Source organism: Microcystis aeruginosa FD4 (assembly GCF_009792235.1).
GTDB classification, from domain to species: Bacteria; Cyanobacteriota; Cyanobacteriia; order Cyanobacteriales; family Microcystaceae; genus Microcystis; species Microcystis viridis.
The window spans coordinates 405,742-424,568 of record NZ_CP046973.1 but is presented as its reverse complement, the minus strand read 5'-3'; the positions used below and the strand labels follow the sequence as shown (position 1 = coordinate 424,568).

Annotated in this window: 15 protein-coding genes and 1 pseudogene; 3 read left to right on the top strand and 13 right to left on the bottom strand. The window is 44.1% G+C overall.

The window, feature by feature from the left end; translation table 11 throughout:
• Positions 1-48 precede the first annotated feature (48 nt).
• Both GQR42_RS02090 and GQR42_RS02085 read left to right on the top strand, forming a co-directional pair.
• Entirely contained in the window at positions 49-1,881 is a 1,833-nt protein-coding gene (locus GQR42_RS02090; protein ID WP_158198718.1) for a carotenoid oxygenase family protein, read from the top strand.
• The gene (locus GQR42_RS02085; RefSeq protein WP_158198717.1) at positions 1,878-8,030 is read left to right on the top strand and encodes an AAA family ATPase; all 6,153 of its coding nucleotides are present in this window, start codon (positions 1,878-1,880) and stop codon (positions 8,028-8,030) included. The genes GQR42_RS02090 and GQR42_RS02085 overlap by 4 nt, the downstream gene beginning before the upstream one ends.
• 698 nt (positions 8,031-8,728) lie before the next feature.
• Here GQR42_RS02085 and GQR42_RS02080 read toward each other — a convergent pair.
• The 10 genes from GQR42_RS02080 to GQR42_RS27375 form a co-directional block, all read right to left on the bottom strand.
• A complete protein-coding gene (locus GQR42_RS02080) occupies positions 8,729-9,976 on the bottom strand; it encodes a nif11-class peptide radical SAM maturase 3 (protein ID WP_158198716.1) in 1,248 nt (415 codons plus the stop codon).
• Between the two features lie 5 nt (positions 9,977-9,981).
• Positions 9,982-10,191 carry a hypothetical protein gene (locus GQR42_RS02075; protein ID WP_158198715.1) on the bottom strand — a complete coding sequence of 70 codons (210 nt, stop codon included), beginning with the start codon at positions 10,189-10,191 and terminating at the stop codon, positions 9,982-9,984.
• 52 nt (positions 10,192-10,243) lie between these two features.
• Positions 10,244-10,612 carry a Nif11-like leader peptide family natural product precursor gene (locus GQR42_RS02070; RefSeq protein ID WP_158198714.1) on the bottom strand — a complete coding sequence of 123 codons (369 nt, stop codon included), beginning with the start codon at positions 10,610-10,612 and terminating at the stop codon, positions 10,244-10,246.
• A gap of 497 nt (positions 10,613-11,109) precedes the next feature.
• Positions 11,110-11,340 carry a hypothetical protein gene (locus tag GQR42_RS02065; protein ID WP_158198713.1) on the bottom strand — a complete coding sequence of 77 codons (231 nt, stop codon included), beginning with the start codon at positions 11,338-11,340 and terminating at the stop codon, positions 11,110-11,112.
• A gap of 26 nt (positions 11,341-11,366) precedes the next feature.
• Positions 11,367-11,801, bottom strand: coding sequence for a nitrogen fixation protein (locus GQR42_RS02060; RefSeq protein ID WP_158198712.1), 435 nt, complete (start codon positions 11,799-11,801; stop codon positions 11,367-11,369).
• Positions 11,802-11,972: 171 nt separating this feature from the next.
• Positions 11,973-12,173 (bottom strand): DUF1496 domain-containing protein, encoded by a 201-nt coding sequence (locus GQR42_RS02055; protein WP_158198711.1) that lies wholly within the window; start codon positions 12,171-12,173, stop codon positions 11,973-11,975.
• Positions 12,174-12,802: 629 nt separating this feature from the next.
• Positions 12,803-12,997 (bottom strand): hypothetical protein, encoded by a 195-nt coding sequence (locus GQR42_RS02050; RefSeq protein WP_158198710.1) that lies wholly within the window; start codon positions 12,995-12,997, stop codon positions 12,803-12,805.
• Between the two features lie 37 nt (positions 12,998-13,034).
• On the bottom strand, positions 13,035-13,325 hold the full coding sequence (locus tag GQR42_RS02045) for a Nif11-like leader peptide family natural product precursor (RefSeq protein WP_158198709.1): 291 nt from the start codon (positions 13,323-13,325) through the stop codon (positions 13,035-13,037).
• A gap of 162 nt (positions 13,326-13,487) precedes the next feature.
• Positions 13,488-13,928: a nitrogen fixation protein gene (locus GQR42_RS02040; RefSeq protein WP_158198708.1), complete on the bottom strand. Its 441-nt coding sequence runs from the start codon at positions 13,926-13,928 to the stop codon at positions 13,488-13,490.
• A gap of 889 nt (positions 13,929-14,817) precedes the next feature.
• A complete protein-coding gene (locus GQR42_RS27375) occupies positions 14,818-14,988 on the bottom strand; it encodes a hypothetical protein (RefSeq protein ID WP_199273256.1) in 171 nt (56 codons plus the stop codon).
• A gap of 1,159 nt (positions 14,989-16,147) precedes the next feature.
• Here GQR42_RS27375 and GQR42_RS27370 point away from each other — a divergent pair.
• On the top strand, positions 16,148-16,399 hold the full coding sequence (locus GQR42_RS27370) for a hypothetical protein (protein ID WP_199273378.1): 252 nt from the start codon (positions 16,148-16,150) through the stop codon (positions 16,397-16,399).
• Here GQR42_RS27370 and GQR42_RS29360 read toward each other — a convergent pair.
• The 3 genes and pseudogenes from GQR42_RS29360 to GQR42_RS02025 all read right to left on the bottom strand — a co-directional run.
• Positions 16,385-16,558, bottom strand: a pseudogene (locus GQR42_RS29360) (type II toxin-antitoxin system MqsA family antitoxin); the annotation flags it as partial. The gene GQR42_RS27370 and the pseudogene GQR42_RS29360 sit on opposite strands and share 15 nt — an antisense overlap.
• A 57-nt stretch (positions 16,559-16,615) precedes the next feature.
• Positions 16,616-17,350 carry a foldase protein PrsA gene (locus GQR42_RS02030; RefSeq protein WP_158198707.1) on the bottom strand — a complete coding sequence of 245 codons (735 nt, stop codon included), beginning with the start codon at positions 17,348-17,350 and terminating at the stop codon, positions 16,616-16,618.
• A gap of 20 nt (positions 17,351-17,370) precedes the next feature.
• A complete protein-coding gene (locus GQR42_RS02025; RefSeq protein ID WP_158198706.1) occupies positions 17,371-18,825 on the bottom strand; it encodes an HlyD family efflux transporter periplasmic adaptor subunit in 1,455 nt (484 codons plus the stop codon).
• Positions 18,826-18,827 lie beyond the last annotated feature (2 nt).

The following is an 18,827-nucleotide window of genomic DNA, read 5'->3' as shown; positions in this document are numbered from 1 at the left end:
TGCATGAGTGCCTTTTGAACCTAGTAAATCAATTTTGTACGACTACTTATGAATATGTCAATCAAAGATACTGTCCAAAATACTGTCAACGTTAGTAATTTTAGTCGCTCGCAACTCGGTCAACCAGATGAGAACAATTTATATCAAGCAGTCGCCTCAATTACTGAGGGACATTGGCCGGAAAATCTGTCGGGATACGTTTTTATCGTCTGTCCTTTTCATAGAAAAAATGACCGTCATTTGTTTTCTGGCGAGGGTGTAATTATTAAATGGGACTTGCAAGGGAAAAATAATCAAGTTAACGTTCACAGTAAAAAACTAAAAACTTGGGATAGTTTTTGGCGAAAAGTTTTGCCGATATTTAATATTAGTCAAGCCACTTTTCCCGCCGTGGTCAGCATTTTAGGTTCTTCGGAAATAGCGAATACCGCTATGGTTAAACTAGAAAAAGTTGCCGAAGATAAACAACTAGAAGAAACCAGATTAATTCTCACTGCCGATGCTGGACGTTACTGGGAAGTTGACCCCGTTTCCCTTGATACTATCACCCCGATTGGTTATTTTGACCAACATATTGTTTCCGTGCCTTTGTCTTTTTTCCCAGTCCTAGAAAATACCGCTCACCCCTTCTACGACAAAAAAACCAAAGAATTTATCACCTGTGAATTAAAGCTAAAACTGGTATCGGGAGGTATGTTAAAAGATTTAGATAAATCGGTATATATTGTGCTTTGGGATCAACAAAAAAAACTTAAACCCTGGAAACTACAGGGAACTATCCTCGATGGTAGCCCCCATTCGGTCATCGTCACCGAAGATTATATCATGATTCCCGATATGCCCTTTCAGATGGGGGTAGCCAAACTATTAGGTATCAGAATCAGGCCCGAAGAAACCTATCCAAAAACTCAAATTTATCTGGTTAAACGTCAAGACCTCAAGGAAGAAGAAACCACCGTTCCCTCGCGATTAATTACCTTCAATGGCGACAGTTATCACTTCCTTTGTAGTTACCATAGTACCAACGGTCAAATTCAGATTGTGGCCATCCAAAATGCCACTATTAGTTTAACCGAAGCGATCGAAAAAGACGATATCCAACATTTCACCGGTCAGAGTTATCCCCCCGAATACCACGGCATCCCCTGGATGTTTTCCTTTGATGTCGGAGTGCTACGCAAAGTGGTTATCGAAGATGCCAGGGTGATGAGCGAACAAGCTTTCATCCATCCGGGTTGGTTCTGTACCAGTCTCTACACGGCCGACCCGCGGGAATCGGAACAGGGATACAGTGCCGTTTATCAAATTTATCTCGGTTATGTGCGCGAATTAATCTGTCGTCGTCAGTATATGGATTGTCGCGACCAAAGTAATCGCATCCTCAGCGATGCCGAACTTCCCAGTCATGACTTGCCCTCGGTATTAGCCAAGGTTCCCCTCGATAAGGATTGGAATCAGTTAACTGAACAGATTAGCCAAGAAAAAAATGCCAGTGATACTTATGTATCACATTTGGGTCGGGAACTACTGGATTTTTATGTTTGTCCTGATGGCTATATTTTAGATAGCATTCAGTTTATTCCCCAAGAACAGGCCTATCTATTGACGACGGTTTTAACCCCGACCAAAGTATTAGAAGCTTGGTTATTTAACCCTGACAATCTCAAGGACGGACCGATTGCTAAACTGAGCTTACCGGAAGATGTTCACTTTGGTTTTACCTTACATTCCGAGTATTTCGAGCAAGTGCTGCCTTCTCCCCGTCCTTCCGTCTCACAGATAAATCGAGTTCTTTCGGCCTTGCGGAGTCTGGTCTTGGTTCCCGTGGAATTTTTCTTGGGGAGACCCGCAGCCATTTACAATCGCCAAGCAAAAAAATGATTGTTCTCAAAGGATACGACATTCTTGCCCAAATCTACGAAAGTGTTAACTCAGAAGTCTATCGGGCCATTCGCACCGTCGATAATCAACCGGTTATCCTCAAAATCCTCAAGCAAGAATATCCCACCGCACAACAACTAACCCACTACAAACAGGAGTATAAAACCATCTGCGGTCTCAACTTCGAGGGGGCGATTAAAGCCTATGGTTTAGAAACCTACCGCAGAACTCCCGTGATTATTTTGGAAGATTTCGGGGGTGTATCCTTAAAAAAATGGCTAGAGGGCAAAACCCTAGCCTTAAGGGACTTTTTAAGCCTTGCACTCCGAATAGTGGCTAATTTAGAGAAAATTCACAACGCCAAGGTTATTCACAAAGATATTAATCCTGCCAATATAGTTCTTAACCCCGAAACCGGACAGATTAAAATCATCGATTTTGGCATTGCCAGTGTTCTGCAGCGGGAAAATCCCGGGCTAAAAAATCCCAACGTCTTGGAGGGGACTTTAGCCTATATTTCTCCCGAACAAACCGGACGGATGAATCGCAGTCTCGATTACCGTACAGATTTTTATTCTTTGGGTGTTAGCTTCTATGAACTGCTCACCGGACAATTACCTTTTCGGGCTAACGATGCTTTGGAATTAGTTCACTGTCATCTGGCAAAACAACCTTTGGAGATTAATAGTCTCGTCAGGGAGGAAATTCCCCCAGTGGTGGAGGCAATCATCAGGAAACTGATGGCTAAAACCCCCGAGGAACGATACCAAAGTGCCTACGGTATTCGGGCAGATTTAGAAGAATCTCTAAGACAACTGGAAACAACGGGTAAAATTGACGATTTTGTCATCGCTAGGCAAGATCTAGCCAATCAGTTCCAAATTCCCCAAAAACTCTACGGTAGGGAGGCAGAAATCGCCACTCTCCTCACTGCTTTTCAACGGGTAGCCACCGCGGATGAAAACTCCCCTCACACGGAACTGATGCTAGTTACGGGTTATTCTGGCATGGGTAAAACCACCTTGGTTAGGGAAATTTATCAGCCAATTACTGAAAAACGCGGCTTTTTTATCTCCGGTAAATTTGACCAGTTTCAGCGCGATATTCCATCTGCTGCCGTGATTAGCGCTTTGACTCATCTCGTCAAGCAACTTTTGGGGGAAAGTCAGCCACAACTGCAACTATGGCGACAAAAACTCTTAAAGTCTTTGGGGGCGAATGCAAGGGTTATTATTGATGTGATTCCCCAACTAGAATTAATTATCGGTCCACAACCAGAGGTGTTACAATTAGGAGCGATTGCTACTCAAAATCGCTTTAATTTAGTCTTTAAAAATTTTATTCGGGTCTTTTGTTCCCCAGAACATCCCCTGGTCATCTTTCTCGATGATTTACAATGGGCAGACTTGGCTAGTCTCCAGTTAATAGAATTAATTATGCTCGATGGCGATATGAACTATTTATTTTTAATTGGCTCCTATCGCAGTAATGAAATTAATTCCACCCACCCCCTAACCGCTACCCTCGATAAATTAGAGCAGGGGGGCATAATTATCAATCAAGTTATTTTAAGACCTCTGGGTCCTGCACAGGTCAATCAGTTAATTGCCGACACCTTAAATCATTCACCAGAATATGTGCAATCTTTGTCCGCTTTAGTCTGGCAAAAAACCCACGGTAATCCTTTTTTTGTCAATGAATTTCTCAAAACTATCTACTGGGAAAATTTGCTATTTTTCCAACCGGGGCAGCAAACAACCACTAAAACCGATAATAATAGGGGCTATTGGCAATGGCATCTCGGTCAAATTCAAAGGATTGGCAGTACCGATAATCTGATTCAATTTATGATGGGCAAAATGCAGAAATTGCCTCCCGAAACCCAGGAAATTTTAAGTTTAGCGGCCTGTCTTGGGGCAGAGTTTAATTTAAATATTCTAGCAGTAATCTCTGAAAAATCACCCCCAGAACTTTTACCAATTTTAACTTCTAGCAGCGAGGCTGGTTTAATTATTCCCCTCTCAGAATTAGATGAACAATTACTAATTCAAGAATATAAATTTGCTCATGATCGTATTCAGCAAGGAGCTTACGCTCTCATCGAAGACAGTCAAAAATCTTTAATTCATCTAAAAATTGGTCGCCTACTTTGGCAGCATACTTCTGTAAATGAATTATCGGAAAAGATTTTTAAAATAGTTGATCATCTCAATCTTGGTTATCAACTAATTAGCGAGGAAAAAGAACGAGAGTCAGTGGCCAAATTGAATTTACTAGCAGCCCAAAAAGCAAAAGCTGCTAATGCCCAAACTGGAGCCTTAAAATATATTAAAATTGCTCAAAAACTTCTCAAAAAATCAAGCTGGAAAAATAACTATCAACTGACTTTAAATATTTATTCTGAAGCCACAGAAATTGCCTATTTAAGTGGTGATTTTGAGCAGATGCAGTGCTGGGCTAATCTCGTATTAAAACAGGCAAAAACCACCCTAGATAAAATCAAAGTTTATGAAGTCATCATCGAAGCCTATCACGCCCAAAATCACGAACTAAAAGCGGTACAAATTGGCTTATCTATCCTCAAAAGCTTAGATTTCGAGATTCCTCAATCCTTACAATCATCAGCTATCCAGGAAGAACTCACTCAAACTCGGCAAAAATTAGCGAGTAGAAATATCGAAGATTTAATTAATTTACCGCCGATAAATGAAGAAGAAAAATTAGCAATAATGAAGATAGCGGCTGCTATATTTTCTCCTGTTTTTATTGCCGCACCTCATCTCTTAACCATCCTAGTATCAAAACAGGTTAACTTATCAATTCAGTACGGCAATAGTTATCTAGCGGCTTTTACTTATGTTAATTATGGCTTAATTCTTTGTGGTCTTTTAGAAGATTGGGAAACGGGTTATCAATTTGGAAAATTGGCTTTAAACATTGCCGATAAATTTCATGCCAAAGCCCTGATGCCGAAAATAATTGCCGTCTTTTCCACCACTATTAGTATCTGGAAAGAACCGATTAAAAATTCCCTGTCTTTGTTAAAATCTTCCTATCAAACTGGTTTAGAAATGGGGGATCTATACTACGGAACAACCTGCGCCTATCTTTACTGTTTTCATTCCGCCTTTATCGGACAGGAATTAACAGAATTAGACCGAGAAATAGCTAAATATGATCTGGCTTTTGTTAAGCTCAAACAAGAAAACACCCGCAACTATCTAAAAATCTACGGACAAACAGTTTTAAATCTGCTGGGGCACTCGGAAAATCCCAGCCGTTTAGAAGGAAAATACTATCAAGAAACTCTTATGTTACCGTACCATCTAGAGGCTAATGATCTCTACGGTCTCTGCGCTTTATTTGTTAATAAATTATCCCTTTGTTATCTATTTGGGCAGTACGAACAAGCCATTGAAAATGCTAACCAAGCCCAAAAATATCTAGGGGGAGCTACCGCTACTTTCTTGATTTCTCTGCATAATTTTTATGATTCCCTCGCCCATTTAGCTATTTATAATTATCTGGATAATGACCAAAAACAGCAAATATTAGAACGAGTGACGAATAATCAGAAAAAGCAACAGGAATGGGCGAATCAAGCCCCCTCTAACTATCTCCATAAATTTTATTTAGTGCAAGCGGAAAAAGACCGGGTGCAGCAATCCTATCTAGAAGCCATAGAAAAGTACGAACTAGCCATCGCTAAAGCCAAGGAAAATGAATACATTAATGAAGAAGCACTAGCTAACGAACTAGCGGCAAAATTCTATCTAGATTGGGGTAAAGTAAAAATTGCCAAAACCTACATCAATGAAGCTGCTTATCTCTATTCTCTTTGGGGAGCAACAGCTAAAGTAAAAGATATAGAAAGCCGCTATTCTCAGTTAATGGTCAATAATTATGGTTCCAATTCCCCGACCGAAACTAGGAGAACTACCACCAGAAAAAATTCAGTTAGTCATGCGGGAGAACTGTTAGATTTAGCCACGATTATGAAAGCCTCCCAAGCCATTTCTAGCGAGATAGTTTTAGATAAATTACTCGCCACCCTGATGAAAATTCTCATCGAAAATGCCGGGGCGCAGCTGGGCTATCTTATCCTAGAAAGCGGCGGACAACTATTGATCGAAGCCTCCGGTTCAGTGCAGGAAGATAGGGTGACAGTCTTTAAATCTAATGCCATCGAAGAACATCTTCCCGTCTCAATTATTAACTATGTAGCCCGGAGCGGTCAAACCGTTCTTAATGACGATGCTGCCCATGAGGGCAATTTTAGCAATGATTCCTATATTAAAACCCATCAAACCAAATCGCTGCTCTGCACACCCCTTCTCGACCAAGGACAACTGCGGGGAATTGTCTATCTAGAAAATAATCTCACCGTCGGGGCTTTTACCCAAGAAAGATTGGAAGTGCTGCAACTGCTCTCCAGCCAAGCGGCGATCGCAATTAATAACGCCAAACTCTACGCCGAAATCAAAGCCAAACAGAGACAACTAGCGCAATTTTTAGAAGCCATGCCGGTGGGGGTATTTATCCTCGATGCCGGCAGTCAACCCTATTATGCCAATCAAACCGCCCAAGAGATTTTAGGAAAAGGGATAGTTGATATCACCACGGCTAATCAGTTGGGGAAAACCTATCAGTTATATCAAGCTGGAACCGATCGATTGTATCCCACAGAATACCAGCCGATTGTCCGAGCTTTAAGGGGGGAAAAAAACACGATGGACGATCTAGAAATTCACCAAGGAGAGAAGATTATTCCCCTAGAAGTGTATGCCACGCCCGTTTTTGACGAAAAAGGGGAAATTATCTATGCGATCACCGCTTTTACCGATATTACCGAACGAAAACAGGCGGAAGCGGAACGGATTCGCTTTACCGAAGAATTAGCCGAGTATAGCCGCACCCTAGAACAGAAAGTGCAGGAGCGCACCCTAGAACTCAGCCAAACCCTAGAAATTCTCAAGGCCACCCAAGCAGAATTACTGTTTGAAAACGAACTGCTCAGAAGCACCGAAGAATCTAGCACCTTTGACTACCAAGTGGGGGGCAGTTTACCCATGGATGCCCCCACCTACGTGGTCCGCGCCGCCGACCGTTATCTCTATAAAGCCCTCAAACGCGGCGATTTTTGCTATGTTCTCAATCCCCGTCAAATGGGTAAGTCTAGTTTAATGGTACGCATGATCGATCACCTCCAACACGAGGGCATCTGTTGCGCTCCCATTGATTTAACCCGTATCGGCAGCGAAAATGTCACTCCTGACCAATGGTACAAGGGGATAGCCTTCGAGTTAGGGCGACGTTTTGGCCTGCTCAAAAGGGTCAATCTCAAAGCTTGGTGGCAAGAACGGGAAGATGTCTCGGCAGTGCAGCGCTTGGGCGAATTTATCGAAGAAGTGTTATTGCTGGAAGTGGGGATCGTGGAGGGTTCTCCCCCGAAACCGATCGCAATTTTTATCGATGAAATTGATAGCGTTTTGGGCTTAAATTTCGCAGTTAATGACTTTTTTGCCCTGATTCGTTCCTGCTATAACCAGCGCGGTTTTAACCCGCTCTATCGGCGTTTGACCTTCGCTTTCTTCGGTGTTGTCACCCCCTCCGATTTAATTACCGACCACCAAATCACTCCTTTTAATATCGGTCATTCGATTCAATTGGAGGGTTTTAAGGAACACGAAGCCCAGCCTTTACTGCGCGGATTGGCTGAGAAAGTTAGTAACCCGCAAACTGTCTTAAAAGAAGTCTTTGCTTGGACAAACGGTCAACCTTTTCTGACCCAAAAACTCTGTCAGTTAATTCGCACCGCTGCCGCACCGATTCCCCCCAATGGTGAGGCCCCCTGGATTGAGGACTTGGTACAGAAGAAGATCATTGACAATTGGGAATCTCAGGATGAACCGGAACATCTGCGGACTATTCGCGATCGGCTCCTCAACAGTCATCGCTCCCAGTTGCTCCTGAGACTCTATGAACGGATTTTAAGGGAAAAAGAGGTGATTGCCGAGGATAGCCCCCCAGAAAAAGAGTTACTTTTATCGGGGTTAGTGATCAAAGACCAAGGCCGGCTGCAGGTCCATAATCCCATCTATCGGGCAATCTTTCACCTCCATTGGCTGGCCCTGGCAAAATCAACCTAATAAGTAGGGTCTGCTGAAAAAGTTTTTCGGTGGGGGTAGGAGTCGGTCGTCAGTAGCCAGTCGTCAGTAGCCGGTCGTTTCAGGCTTTGTTGCCCTAGTTTTTTGTACCAAACTATGTACTACAAGAAGGATAATGCCAGGTTTTTGAAAGTCCCAATCCTATTTTCGCAGCATGAACATCGGACTTTAACAGGTCAAAAGCCTTATTTTAAAAGGGTTTTACCATTATTCAGCCAGCCCTAGGGCTGGCTGAAAATTACTGGAAGCCTTACTAGAAAACGGTTTTGGGACTTTTTTAGCCAAAAAAGTGCAAGAAACAAACGTTGAGAAATCGATCCGAGAGACTCAAAACCCTTGCACTTTCATTGGCGATTGCAAAGGGTTCTTAAGAATCGATGGCGATCGCAATACAAGATTGGCGATCGCACTGGGGTGCTGATTGGCCGATAATTCCCCCAGCGATGGTTTAAAATCCCTCGAAGAATTCTGCCGTAGTTTAAAACAGGCGATTCAGTGAGGGATGAGGGGTTAGTGGATGCGGATTAGATCGAGCGTTCATGTCTTCTCGTTCTGAACTCGTTCAATTTCATCCAGTGCCTTTTTCGCCCGGAATACAGCCCGGAGATAGGCGATCTGGCTCTCCCACGCCGATCGGGGTAGGATCGGTTCGGGACGGTCAATATTCTCGTTCATACTTATCAATTCGAGGTGGTTACGAGGGGTTTTTCTTGCCAGTGTTCTGGCCATTGGATCGCATCGGCACGGAAGGCAAGGGGATCGTCGGGTAGGGGAGAATGGAAGGGTTCTTCTACCAGCGCGAATTGACCGTTATCGAAGGGAATTCCTGCTGCAGGGCGATCGAGGTAAAATCTCTCTCGGATTCCCTTCTCCGCTTGTTTTAACGCTCGGTGGTGACAGTAGGGGTTATTGCCCCGGCGATCAAAGAAAACATGAGCCGTCCAACTACAACCACCGCGGCAGAGTTCGGCGAACTCGCAGGTTTTACAGAATCCCCAGAGATGATCGGTTCCCTTCGGGGTTCCCGCGCCGAGGTTGAAGCGGAGTTCTTCGGCCTCTTCAATAATCTGGCGCAGGGAGCGATCACGGATATTGCCCCCAGTATAGGCCGCGGTGGGAAGCGAGGGACAGCCTTTAATCGCTCCGTCGGCCTCGATCCCCAGTGCCGCCAGTCCGGCACTACACCCCTGCCAGAATGTCCACGCGTCCCCTCCCCGCAATAAACGTTCGTAGGGGCCGTAATAGCCGATATTGTTACCAGGCTGTACGTCTACCCCCTCGCGTCGCGCTTGCTCGGTGACACGGGCGAGCATCGGGTATAGTTCTAGGAGTTCGTAGGGTTGCAGGAGAATTTCCGAATTATCGGCCGCGTTCCCCATCGGCACGGTTAACTGTATCTGCCACGCGAATACGCCCGCATCGCGGATTTTTTCGTAGATTCGGGGAAATTCAGGGGCAGAAAGACGATTTATCTGGGTATTGCAACCGAAGGGGATACCGGCTTGTTTTAGGTGGCCCATGGTGCGGAACGCCCATTGCCAAGAACCAGGTTTCCCCCGCAGGCGATCGTGGGTAGCCTCTAATCCGTCCACGGAGACGGAGACGACTTTGATCCCCGCGTCTTTCATCTTTTGGGCTGTATCGAGGGTGATGCCGTAGCCGCCGGTAGTGACACCGCAGATCATGCCCGCGTTGGTGATCGCCCGGGCGATATCGAGCCAGTCGGGACGGAGGAAGGCTTCGCCCCCGATCAGGGTGACTTCTTTGATGCCCACTTCGGCCAGTTGACGGACGAGATCGAGGGCTTCTTCAGTGCTGAGTTCGTGGCTACGGGTGTGGCCGGCGCGGGAACCGCAATGCTGACAGGCGAGGTTACATTTTAGGGTGATTTCCCAGACGGCGTAGCTGATGCGACGGTATTCGGTCATTGGAATTATCCTATGTTTATGTTTAGGAACCAATCACGCGGATAAGGAGAGCCGTATAGGTGTATGTTCAGCCATCCCCCGACGATCGCTTTTAAGTCTTCTTCCGTTAAGTCTTTGAGTTCGTCATCGTTAGCGATTTCGTCCAAAACCTTTAAACGAAAATCGGGATCGGTTGCTAGTTTTTCGGTAAAATTCGGGGTGCGATCGAAAGACATAGTTAGCTCCTTAGAAGTTTAATACTCGATAAAATTTATGAGTCGGTTGGAATTAGAAATCCACGAAACGATCTGCCGGTAATCCGTACATCGGTCGAACGATTGGAATAGGCCATTTACTGTTGGGTGGCAGACGGTTGGGTGGCAGACCGTACATCGCGTGAACTAGAATACCGCCGATAAATCCACCGGCGACCGCCGCTAAATCTTCCTCGCTTAAATCTTTAATTTCTTCGTCGGGGCGATCGGACTCTAGAAGTCGTGCGGTGTATTCCTCGAATTCCTGTGGTGTGAAATCGAACCCCGCAGCTTTGACGATCCCGCTGCATTCTTCTTTGCTATTCACCGATTGGATTCGGGAACGGAAGGATTCATCGGAAGCAACTTTTTGATAAAAAGCGTGAACTTGTTCGAGAGCCATAAGTTAACTCCTGTTAGAATTTGAGAGTGATGGGAGGATACGGTTGGTAGATAAGGGACTTGCGTAGGAATAATATCCCAGCTTTGAAAATCGCTCTGTAGAAGAACCAGACCAGCCAGATGGCACATGATCAAAGCGCAAGTCCCTAACATCTCGAAGGCTCTCCCCCTACTTAGGGTGATCAGCAAACCTGAGCGATCGGAGGGCGCAAGCATTGCGCCCCTACAGTAACGGATTTTGTCCACAATGTAGGGGCGAACTGCGTTCGCCCAAAAGGTACATTATCAAAGCGCAAGTCCCTAAGCTGTTCAGCATTTAAATTGCTTGTGGAGATGAGGCACTCTTGCAAGAGGCAATACCCCCCAACTCCCTCGGGGGAGATTCAGCTAATCTAACGATAGGCGGTTATAGCGGTTTTCACAGAAGTGATTCCCGATTGAAACGCTGAAACGCCTATCTATCAAGGGATTTACTATACCTTATTAGACTGAAAACCGCTATAAAATGGGTCCTTGCTTAATATTCGGGAGTGATGGGAGGATCGGTAGGGCGATAATTCCGAGAGTGATGGGCGGACAAATTATTTTTCCCAGTATTGTTGGTGGTTTTAGCAGTGCTTGTGCAAAACCGCCTTGAATGTTTCGAGTCTCGATCGCGCGATTGATCGCAGTTTCAAGAGATTCTTGAAAAGAGTTCACCTGTAGATCGGAAATATGAATTTTAGCCATGGTAATTAGACTCCTATTTAATAGGGTTAAGATTCGGGTTCGGCAACCTTAACGAAAATTTCGGAAGGATTATAGTTGTCAGTGACAACCTGCGGACAGCGCAGACAAGCGGCTTTTCCTTCCTGTAACCACCAGCGACAGTTTTGCCGGATTCGACAGGGGGGAAGGATATCGGTTACTTCTGCGAGTCCCTGTGCCACCCGGCGCGCGAGGCGACAATCTTGCCCATCGAAATGAACGCATTCTTTTTCCGCGCAGGACGCGGCGAAGCGGAAGACTTCGGTGGGGGTGACGGGTTGAGCAAGTGCGAGAATTTCTGGGGTGACGGGTTGGATTTCTGGGAGATAGGCGACGCGGGGTTCCTCGACGGTTCCCGCGGCGATCCCGAAAATTACGCTATCCGGCGAATTTTCTCGCGCGCTAGGGCAAAGGGTAGGTGTCTGGTGCGGAAGAGATTTCATCAGTTTTATCCGCTTTTTCAATGGATAATTACGAGCGAATTGGTTAGGGAACACGATCGCGATCGTAAATGACTTACCTGAGTACAGGACAAAAAGCTTGAAAAGTAGGCGAGAGTAGGGTTTCATGAGAAATAGAACCAATCTCTAAAACCCTATGAACCAGTATAGTGCCTAAACTCTGGCCGGATCTACTCTTCCCCAAGTCCCATCTGCTTGACATCTGTAAATGTTACCATCGTCCTGTTTGACTGCGGAACCTTGGGAATAGGTCTTACTCGCATAGGTGCATGATGCGGCTCCACCTCTTACAGCTTTTTGTTCATCTTCAGACAGATCGACTAAAGACTCGTCTAAAATTAAAATGTTGGTCATTGGGATTATTCTCCTATTTTATAAACTTTCTAGAGAATTAGTTAATCAACTAATTTAATCTACATTTTAGGCCTATAAAAAATATAAATCAACCTCTCAATTCACCTTACTTGAACATAAATAAGCTAATTTGGTTAGGATTTTACTCCTAGTCTAGCGCATCAAAAAATTATCGATACTGAAAAAGCCTTGATTTTCGTTATCACAAATTAAATATAAATAAGTTATTTATGTTCAAAAATATTCAAGTTTATATCATTGTGTACAAAAAACAAAATAAATGACTTATTTATAGCAGTTTTCATCAGAATGAGGCATGGGCAAGGGGCTTAAACCCTTTGTTGGCAAAACTTGTCGATACCTCAGTAACGTGAAAAGCGCTATAAGTAAAATAATCCGTAGGTTGGGTTAAACGAAGTGCAACCCAACACATAAGTGGGTGAGTGGAATTAAATATAAGATGAACGTAGGTGGGCTTGAAGCATGAAACCCAACGCCCGCATGGGTTACGCTACCGCTAACCCATCTTACAAGTAATTGTGCCTCCCTACTTAACATGAAGAACAATAGGGGGATGATGTTGGGTTTCCGTTGTCAACCCAACCTACAAAATAGGCGATCGCACTAGGCTAAAGTGGACGAACACTTCCGTACGGTTGTTTATCTTGATGCTTACTACGATTACCACCAAAGATAGCTTTAATATCCTCTTCAGTCAGGGATTTTAGTTCTTCATCGTTGGCGATTTCCCTTAAAATCCAAGAACAATCTTGGTAATTATTGGCCAGATTAGAACTTTCACATTTCCCTAGTTCACAAGACATAACCAAACTCCTATTTTGCGAAAAATTCAAAAATCAATCAGGACAAAGACACGGAGCCATATTTGGGTCTTATAGATGCTTTCGCTAAAAACCCTCCTAGAATCGAAGCCAGTTCACGCTCGTTTAAATCTTGAACTTTATCTTTTAAGCATTCTGCTTCTAAAAGTTGACAAGTGTAAGTTTCAAATTCCCGCTCTGTAAAGTCATAATCTGATTTTTTGACCAGATTATAAAATTCTTCGCAATTTTCAAGATTTTGAAACCGAGAACGAAAATCTTTATCGGTTGCAATTCTTTGATAAAAAGCTTTAGTTTGTTCAACGGACATGATAGACCCCTATTTTTTGTAGATTGACTTTGTGCTATCTGAACAACGGGTTCGGCAACCTGGGAGCATCTCATTTATGCAAGTGAGTAATTGTACTTATCCCTAAAACTGGTTTCTAGCAAGGCTTTCAAAATAGCTTGACATAAAAACCTGATTTAGGGGTTACAAAGGTGAGATGCTCCCGGCAACCTTCGCGTAAATTTCGGAGGGATTATAGTTGTCAGTGACAACCTGCGGACAGCGCAGACAAGCCGCTTTTCCTTCCTGTAACCACCAGCGACAGTTTTGCCGGATTCGACAGGGGGGAAGGATATCGGTTACTTCTGCGAGTCCCTGTGCCACCCGGCGCGCGAGGCGACAATCTTTCCCATCGAAATGAACGCATTCTTTTTCCGCGCAGGACGCGGCGAAGCGGAAGACTTCGGTGGGGGTGACGGGTTGAGCGAGTGCGAGAATTTCTGGGGTGACGGGTTGGATTTCCGGGAGATAGGCGACGCGGGGTTCCTCGACGGTTCCCGCCGCGATCCCGAAAATTACGCTATCCGGCGAATTTTCTCGCGCGCTAGGGCAAAGGGTAGGTGTCTGGTGCGGAAGAGATTTCATCAGTTTTATCCGCTTTTTCAATGGATAATTACGAGCGAATTGGTTAGGGAACACGATCGCGATCGTAATTGACTCTATAAATAGAAAAGTCTTGGCAAGAGTTGTCAGGCTTGTCGAGCTACTTCTCTGAATTTAATACTATGGAACCTCGCAAGAAAAAACAATATATTTTTAAAGACTAATTGAACTTAAAACAATCATTTAAGTTCAAAAAATATAATCGGCTCTTCGGTTTGTGTTATGCAATGGACGGGGGTTATAAGGGATGGAACCCTTATATAGAAAGGCATTTAGCGATTTTTGTCAATTCTTTTTTATCTAGAGCGAACTAATCAATTAAGTCTCTTGCCAGATAAGGATTTAGTCGATTTATGCCCCCCTATCGAAACCATAACAAGTAACGAAGAGCCCTTATTTTAAGCCAAAAAACGAGACCCTTTAGGGACTTGCGTGGGAATAATATCCCAGCTTTGAAAATCGCTCTGTAGAAGAATCAGACCAGCCAGATGGCACAGGATCAAAGCGCAAGTCCCTTATTGGAAGGGGGTTCTCGAAGGCTCTCCCCCTACTTAGGGTGATCAGCAAACCCCCTCCGCGCGGAGGGCGCAAGCTTTGCGCCCCGACAGTAACGGATTTTGTCCACAATGTAGGGGCGAACTGCGTTCGCCCAAAAGGTACATTATCCAAGCGGAAGTCCCTTATATCATTTTTCTTTATTCCTGGCAGGTACTTTACTCCCCTCTCCCAGAAGGTGAGAGGGGTTGGGGGTGAGGGAAATTAACTATCTCTGCCATTACTTTTGAAAAATGGTATTATACCATTTTTCTTTATTCGCGTCACAACGAATGCAGGCTTGGCAAGCATTCGAGCGTGGATGTCTGTCATGTACTTAGAGACTTAGAGATTTGGTATTAGGAGCGATTCGCATACCTGTAAATCCACCACGTATAGTTGTGAAAGCTACAAATTCTGGTGAATCTTTAGCAGATTTCGCTTTTAAGTCAATGATTTCGTCAGAGTTTTTTTCAGATTCAAGTTGATTGATTTTAATTTCAGCCATGAGATGTATTCTCCAAATTTTCGCTAAATGAATGAATCAAATTACTGATTCAAGAAAACAATAACAATTTTTTAACACCAGATCAACTATCAAAATCGAACAAAAAAAACATAATTGAGTTATTTATGTTCTTTTTGAAAGACTGTTTTTTGCGAAAACATCATCAAAACCGATTAAACAACGGGCTTCCAAGCTATTTAAAGAAACAAAAATAAGTAATTTATGTACAAAAAACTCTGAACCTGTCTTGTTGGAAGCAAAGAGAACCAACCAAGCTAACTTAATTGAGTTATTTAGGGTTTGCTGAATAAATGTGAAATGTATGCAAAGTAAGGGTTTTGGGGCTTTACGAGCGAAACAGGTGCAAGATTTTGAGAGAATCGTGGTTCAAAACCTTGCATCTTCATCGGCCCGCGTCCTGTAGGGGCGAAGCATTCGGGCAGTAACCTATCGGTGAAACCGTAGATTTTCTATCCGAATGCTTCGCCCGTACTTTTTGCTGCAAACCCTATTTAGGGTTTGCAGCAAAAAGTTTGTTGGTGGGGTTAGGAGTCAGGATTCAGTAGCCGGTCGTCGGTCGTTTCAGGCTTTGTTGCCCTCCTTTTTTTGTACCAGCTTGTGTACTATAAAAAGGATAATGCCAAGTGTTTGAAGGTCACAATCCTATTTTCGCAGCATGAACATCAGATTTTAACAGGTCAAAAGCCTTATTTTAAAAGGGTTTTACCATTATTCAGCAAGCCCTATTTATTTTTTTAATTAACTGGGAATTCTGTTAATGAATAAATTCAGTAATTTTTAAAAGTGTATGTATTGAAAATCGCTTTGTTTGTTTTTATGCTGAATAAGCTCACTCAATAATAATCGGATTATTGGTATTTTATTAATCCATATTGTATTAATTTTATAGTAAAATAATCCGTAGGTTGGGTTAAACGAAGTGCAACCCAACACATAACATGAAGAATAATAGGGGGATGATGTTGGGTTTCCGTTGTCAACCCCACCTACCAGATCGGCGATCGGCCTGATTGCAGTATTCTTGCCGATCAAATTCGAGACAAAAATAAGTTAATTAAATTTCAAAATACATTTGCGTTTTGAATGTGTATCGTGGATGATTATGTTTAGTCAACCTCAAACATGAGATCAATCGATTATGGCTAACATCAAAGTCAATGACTTACAACCGCTCGAAGTTGAATTTATGTATCTGACACAATTCGAGGTAGAAAATGTAGTAGGAGGAGGCTGGTTTAAAAAACTAACTGGCATCTCTACACCCAAGTTTTTGAAAAATATCGATGATTGGGTCAATGAAAATGTTCAAGACGGCTGGCTCGGAGTGGCTATAGGGATTGGCACAATCGCCAGTGGAGGTCAACCTAATTGGAATCTCTGCCTTCTGTAAAACCTCCGCAGTAACCGACTCGCTTAGATAATAATCCCCGCAATTCTGACAGACATCTGCGGGGACTTGTTTTAAAATCACGATACAATTATCCCTCTCTAAAGTAACAGTTACGAAACTCGATCGAGTCGTACCGTTTTGACAGATAACACATTCCATAACTCTTATCTTCACTTGCTATGTTCGCGGGGTGAGTATTACCCACCCCGTCCACAATTAATTACTTAACTCGTATTCTATTTCCTGAATCTTCTCCTTTACCCAGCCGTTAAACAAATCGACACGGATTTGCAAAGCCAACTCCTCGGTTAATTGTGGCTTAAGGATTTCCTCAACAAAAATCAGGTGAAAACCTCGATCGCCTTGCAGCGGTTTCAACAATCGAGAAGAATCCGATGCGAAAATTGCGGCCGAAAGATTCGGTCGTAAATCCTTACGGTAAACAGTACCGCGATAACCTCCCTTGCGTCGTAATTCCACATCCTCGATATAGCGATGCGCTACTTCCTGAAAGCTGATTTCCTCCTCCTGAATCGATTCATACAACTCCTCCGCCATCGCCTGATCTGCTAACACCACCTCGTAGATCACCGCGCCGGTATAATCTAGCTGGTGTTCCACAAAATAGGATTCAATTTTGTCTGCGAAAAGATGTTCGGCTAATTTACCCGATAGTAAACTGAATTGAACGATCGCCTCAAAATCATCTAGGGATAAGCCCTGTTTTTGCAACCAATTCCATGTATCTTTGGCGTTATGTAATCCTTTGGCGAGACGGAATTGATCGGCCGCCTGTTGTAACTCGGCAGTCGTGTTTTTAATCCCCGCTTCCGTCGCGGTTTCGATGATGATTTTCCGAGCGATAATTCCCTCGGCCATTTCGGGGACTTTCCCCGATAGCTTAAGCTGTTCGATAAGGTCTTGATTGGTGATGGTGATACTATGGGACATAATGACTCCTGAAAAAAAAACTACAGTTTTAACCCATCTTTTTGCAGATCCTTAAAGGGATCGAGGATGTAATCGATCACCCGACGCTGACGGACGATCGCCTCTGCGGTAGCCGTATCCCCCGGATTGAGGGGAATACATTGATTTCCCTTTTGAATACAGGAGCGATCGAGTTGAATTTCTAGCTCGAAAACGTTAATTTTTCCGGTCGCCGTTTCCTTTTCGATCGCCGTCGGTGATTTCTTGGTGATCTTGCCGCCGATAACCCCGTAATCCTGAAAAGGATAGGCATCGAACTTGACTTTTACCGGCATACCGGCGCGGAGAAATTGACTTTGATCTGTGGGCATTTCTGCCTTGAGAATAAACCGCGATCCTTTCGGTGCTATCTCCGCGATCCGCGTTCCTGACTGCACCACCGCACCTGCGCGTTTAATCGGTAATGAAAAGATCGTGCCGTCGGTATTCGCCTTTAAAACCCTCTGACTTAGTTGGATTTGGAGCGCTTGCCGTTGGCTCTCGCTTTGGGCGATTTCCGATGCCAGTGTTGCGATCTCCGTTTCTAGATTTTTAATCTGCTCCTGTATTCTTAAGAGTGCCAACTCGTTGGAATGGCGGAGACTTTGATAACCCCGCTGCCGCTCCTGTAATTGCAGACGCGCTTGGGCGATATCCGCGCTCGTTTGTTGACTGGTCTGACGGTAGGTGCTTTCTAATTCCGCTAGTTTATGTTGATTTTCTTTTACCTCCGCTTTTCCCCGCTCGTAGAGTTGTTGGCGCTCTTTGGCGTTGTCCTCGCGCTCGATGAATTGCACCTCCGATATCGCGCCATCCTCCCACGCTTTTCGGTAGCGATCGACTTCTTTTAAAGCCGTTTGATAACGACTTTTGAGAATCGGATAATCGGTTTGACTGCGATCGAGGGCGGTTTTCGCTTGATTTATCCGTGCCTGTTGTTCTTCTAGGGATATTTTGGCTTTCTGGACTAACGCGCTGACATTTTCCCTTGCTTGCTCGATCGAGGCTTCTTTTTCCGCCTCTGCAGCGCGATTCTGTTGGCGTTGAGTCGCTAGGGAAACCTCTAACTGACTTTTCATCACTTTCTGTTGGGAAAGACGGCTTTTTTGTCCTTCTATTTTCTCCTCGATTTGTTGTATTTCTTGGCCGATTAATGAGGAATCTAGGGTTAAAATCGGTTGTCCTGCTTTCACCTCTTGGCCTTCACGGACATAGATTTTTTCCACTTCTCCTGCGGTGATTGCATCGAGTTTGACTGTTTCCCCTTGGGGTTCCAGTTTTCCTGGGCCGACACCGGTTTCATCGACTTTTGAGAATATCGCCCAGGGGAGAATGATCGAGACGAAAATAATCAGAAAATAGAGTAAACCCCGCGTCCAGGGTAGGGGTAAAGTATCGATCAATTCCTTGGTCTGGAAAGACCAGTTATCGCGCTCTCTGTCTAGATTGGTTGTCATAG

Bases quoted from the DNA above. Each gene is read 5' to 3' on its own strand.
- GQR42_RS02090 (WP_158198718.1), top strand. From the start codon at position 49: ATGAATATGTCAATCAAAGATACTGTCCAAAATACTGTCAACGTTAGT.
- GQR42_RS02085 (WP_158198717.1), top strand. From the start codon at position 1,878: ATGATTGTTCTCAAAGGATACGACATTCTTGCCCAAATCTACGAAAGT.
- GQR42_RS02080 (WP_158198716.1), bottom strand. From the start codon at position 9,976: ATGACCGAATACCGTCGCATCAGCTACGCCGTCTGGGAAATCACCCTA.
- GQR42_RS02075 (WP_158198715.1), bottom strand. From the start codon at position 10,191: ATGTCTTTCGATCGCACCCCGAATTTTACCGAAAAACTAGCAACCGAT.
- GQR42_RS02070 (WP_158198714.1), bottom strand. From the start codon at position 10,612: ATGGCTCTCGAACAAGTTCACGCTTTTTATCAAAAAGTTGCTTCCGAT.
- GQR42_RS02065 (WP_158198713.1), bottom strand. From the start codon at position 11,340: ATGGCTAAAATTCATATTTCCGATCTACAGGTGAACTCTTTTCAAGAA.
- GQR42_RS02060 (WP_158198712.1), bottom strand. From the start codon at position 11,801: ATGAAATCTCTTCCGCACCAGACACCTACCCTTTGCCCTAGCGCGCGA.
- GQR42_RS02055 (WP_158198711.1), bottom strand. From the start codon at position 12,173: ATGACCAACATTTTAATTTTAGACGAGTCTTTAGTCGATCTGTCTGAA.
- GQR42_RS02050 (WP_158198710.1), bottom strand. From the start codon at position 12,997: ATGTCTTGTGAACTAGGGAAATGTGAAAGTTCTAATCTGGCCAATAAT.
- GQR42_RS02045 (WP_158198709.1), bottom strand. From the start codon at position 13,325: ATGTCCGTTGAACAAACTAAAGCTTTTTATCAAAGAATTGCAACCGAT.
- GQR42_RS02040 (WP_158198708.1), bottom strand. From the start codon at position 13,928: ATGAAATCTCTTCCGCACCAGACACCTACCCTTTGCCCTAGCGCGCGA.
- GQR42_RS27375 (WP_199273256.1), bottom strand. From the start codon at position 14,988: ATGGCTGAAATTAAAATCAATCAACTTGAATCTGAAAAAAACTCTGAC.
- GQR42_RS27370 (WP_199273378.1), top strand. From the start codon at position 16,148: ATGGCTAACATCAAAGTCAATGACTTACAACCGCTCGAAGTTGAATTT.
- GQR42_RS02030 (WP_158198707.1), bottom strand. From the start codon at position 17,350: ATGTCCCATAGTATCACCATCACCAATCAAGACCTTATCGAACAGCTT.
- GQR42_RS02025 (WP_158198706.1), bottom strand. From the start codon at position 18,825: ATGACAACCAATCTAGACAGAGAGCGCGATAACTGGTCTTTCCAGACC.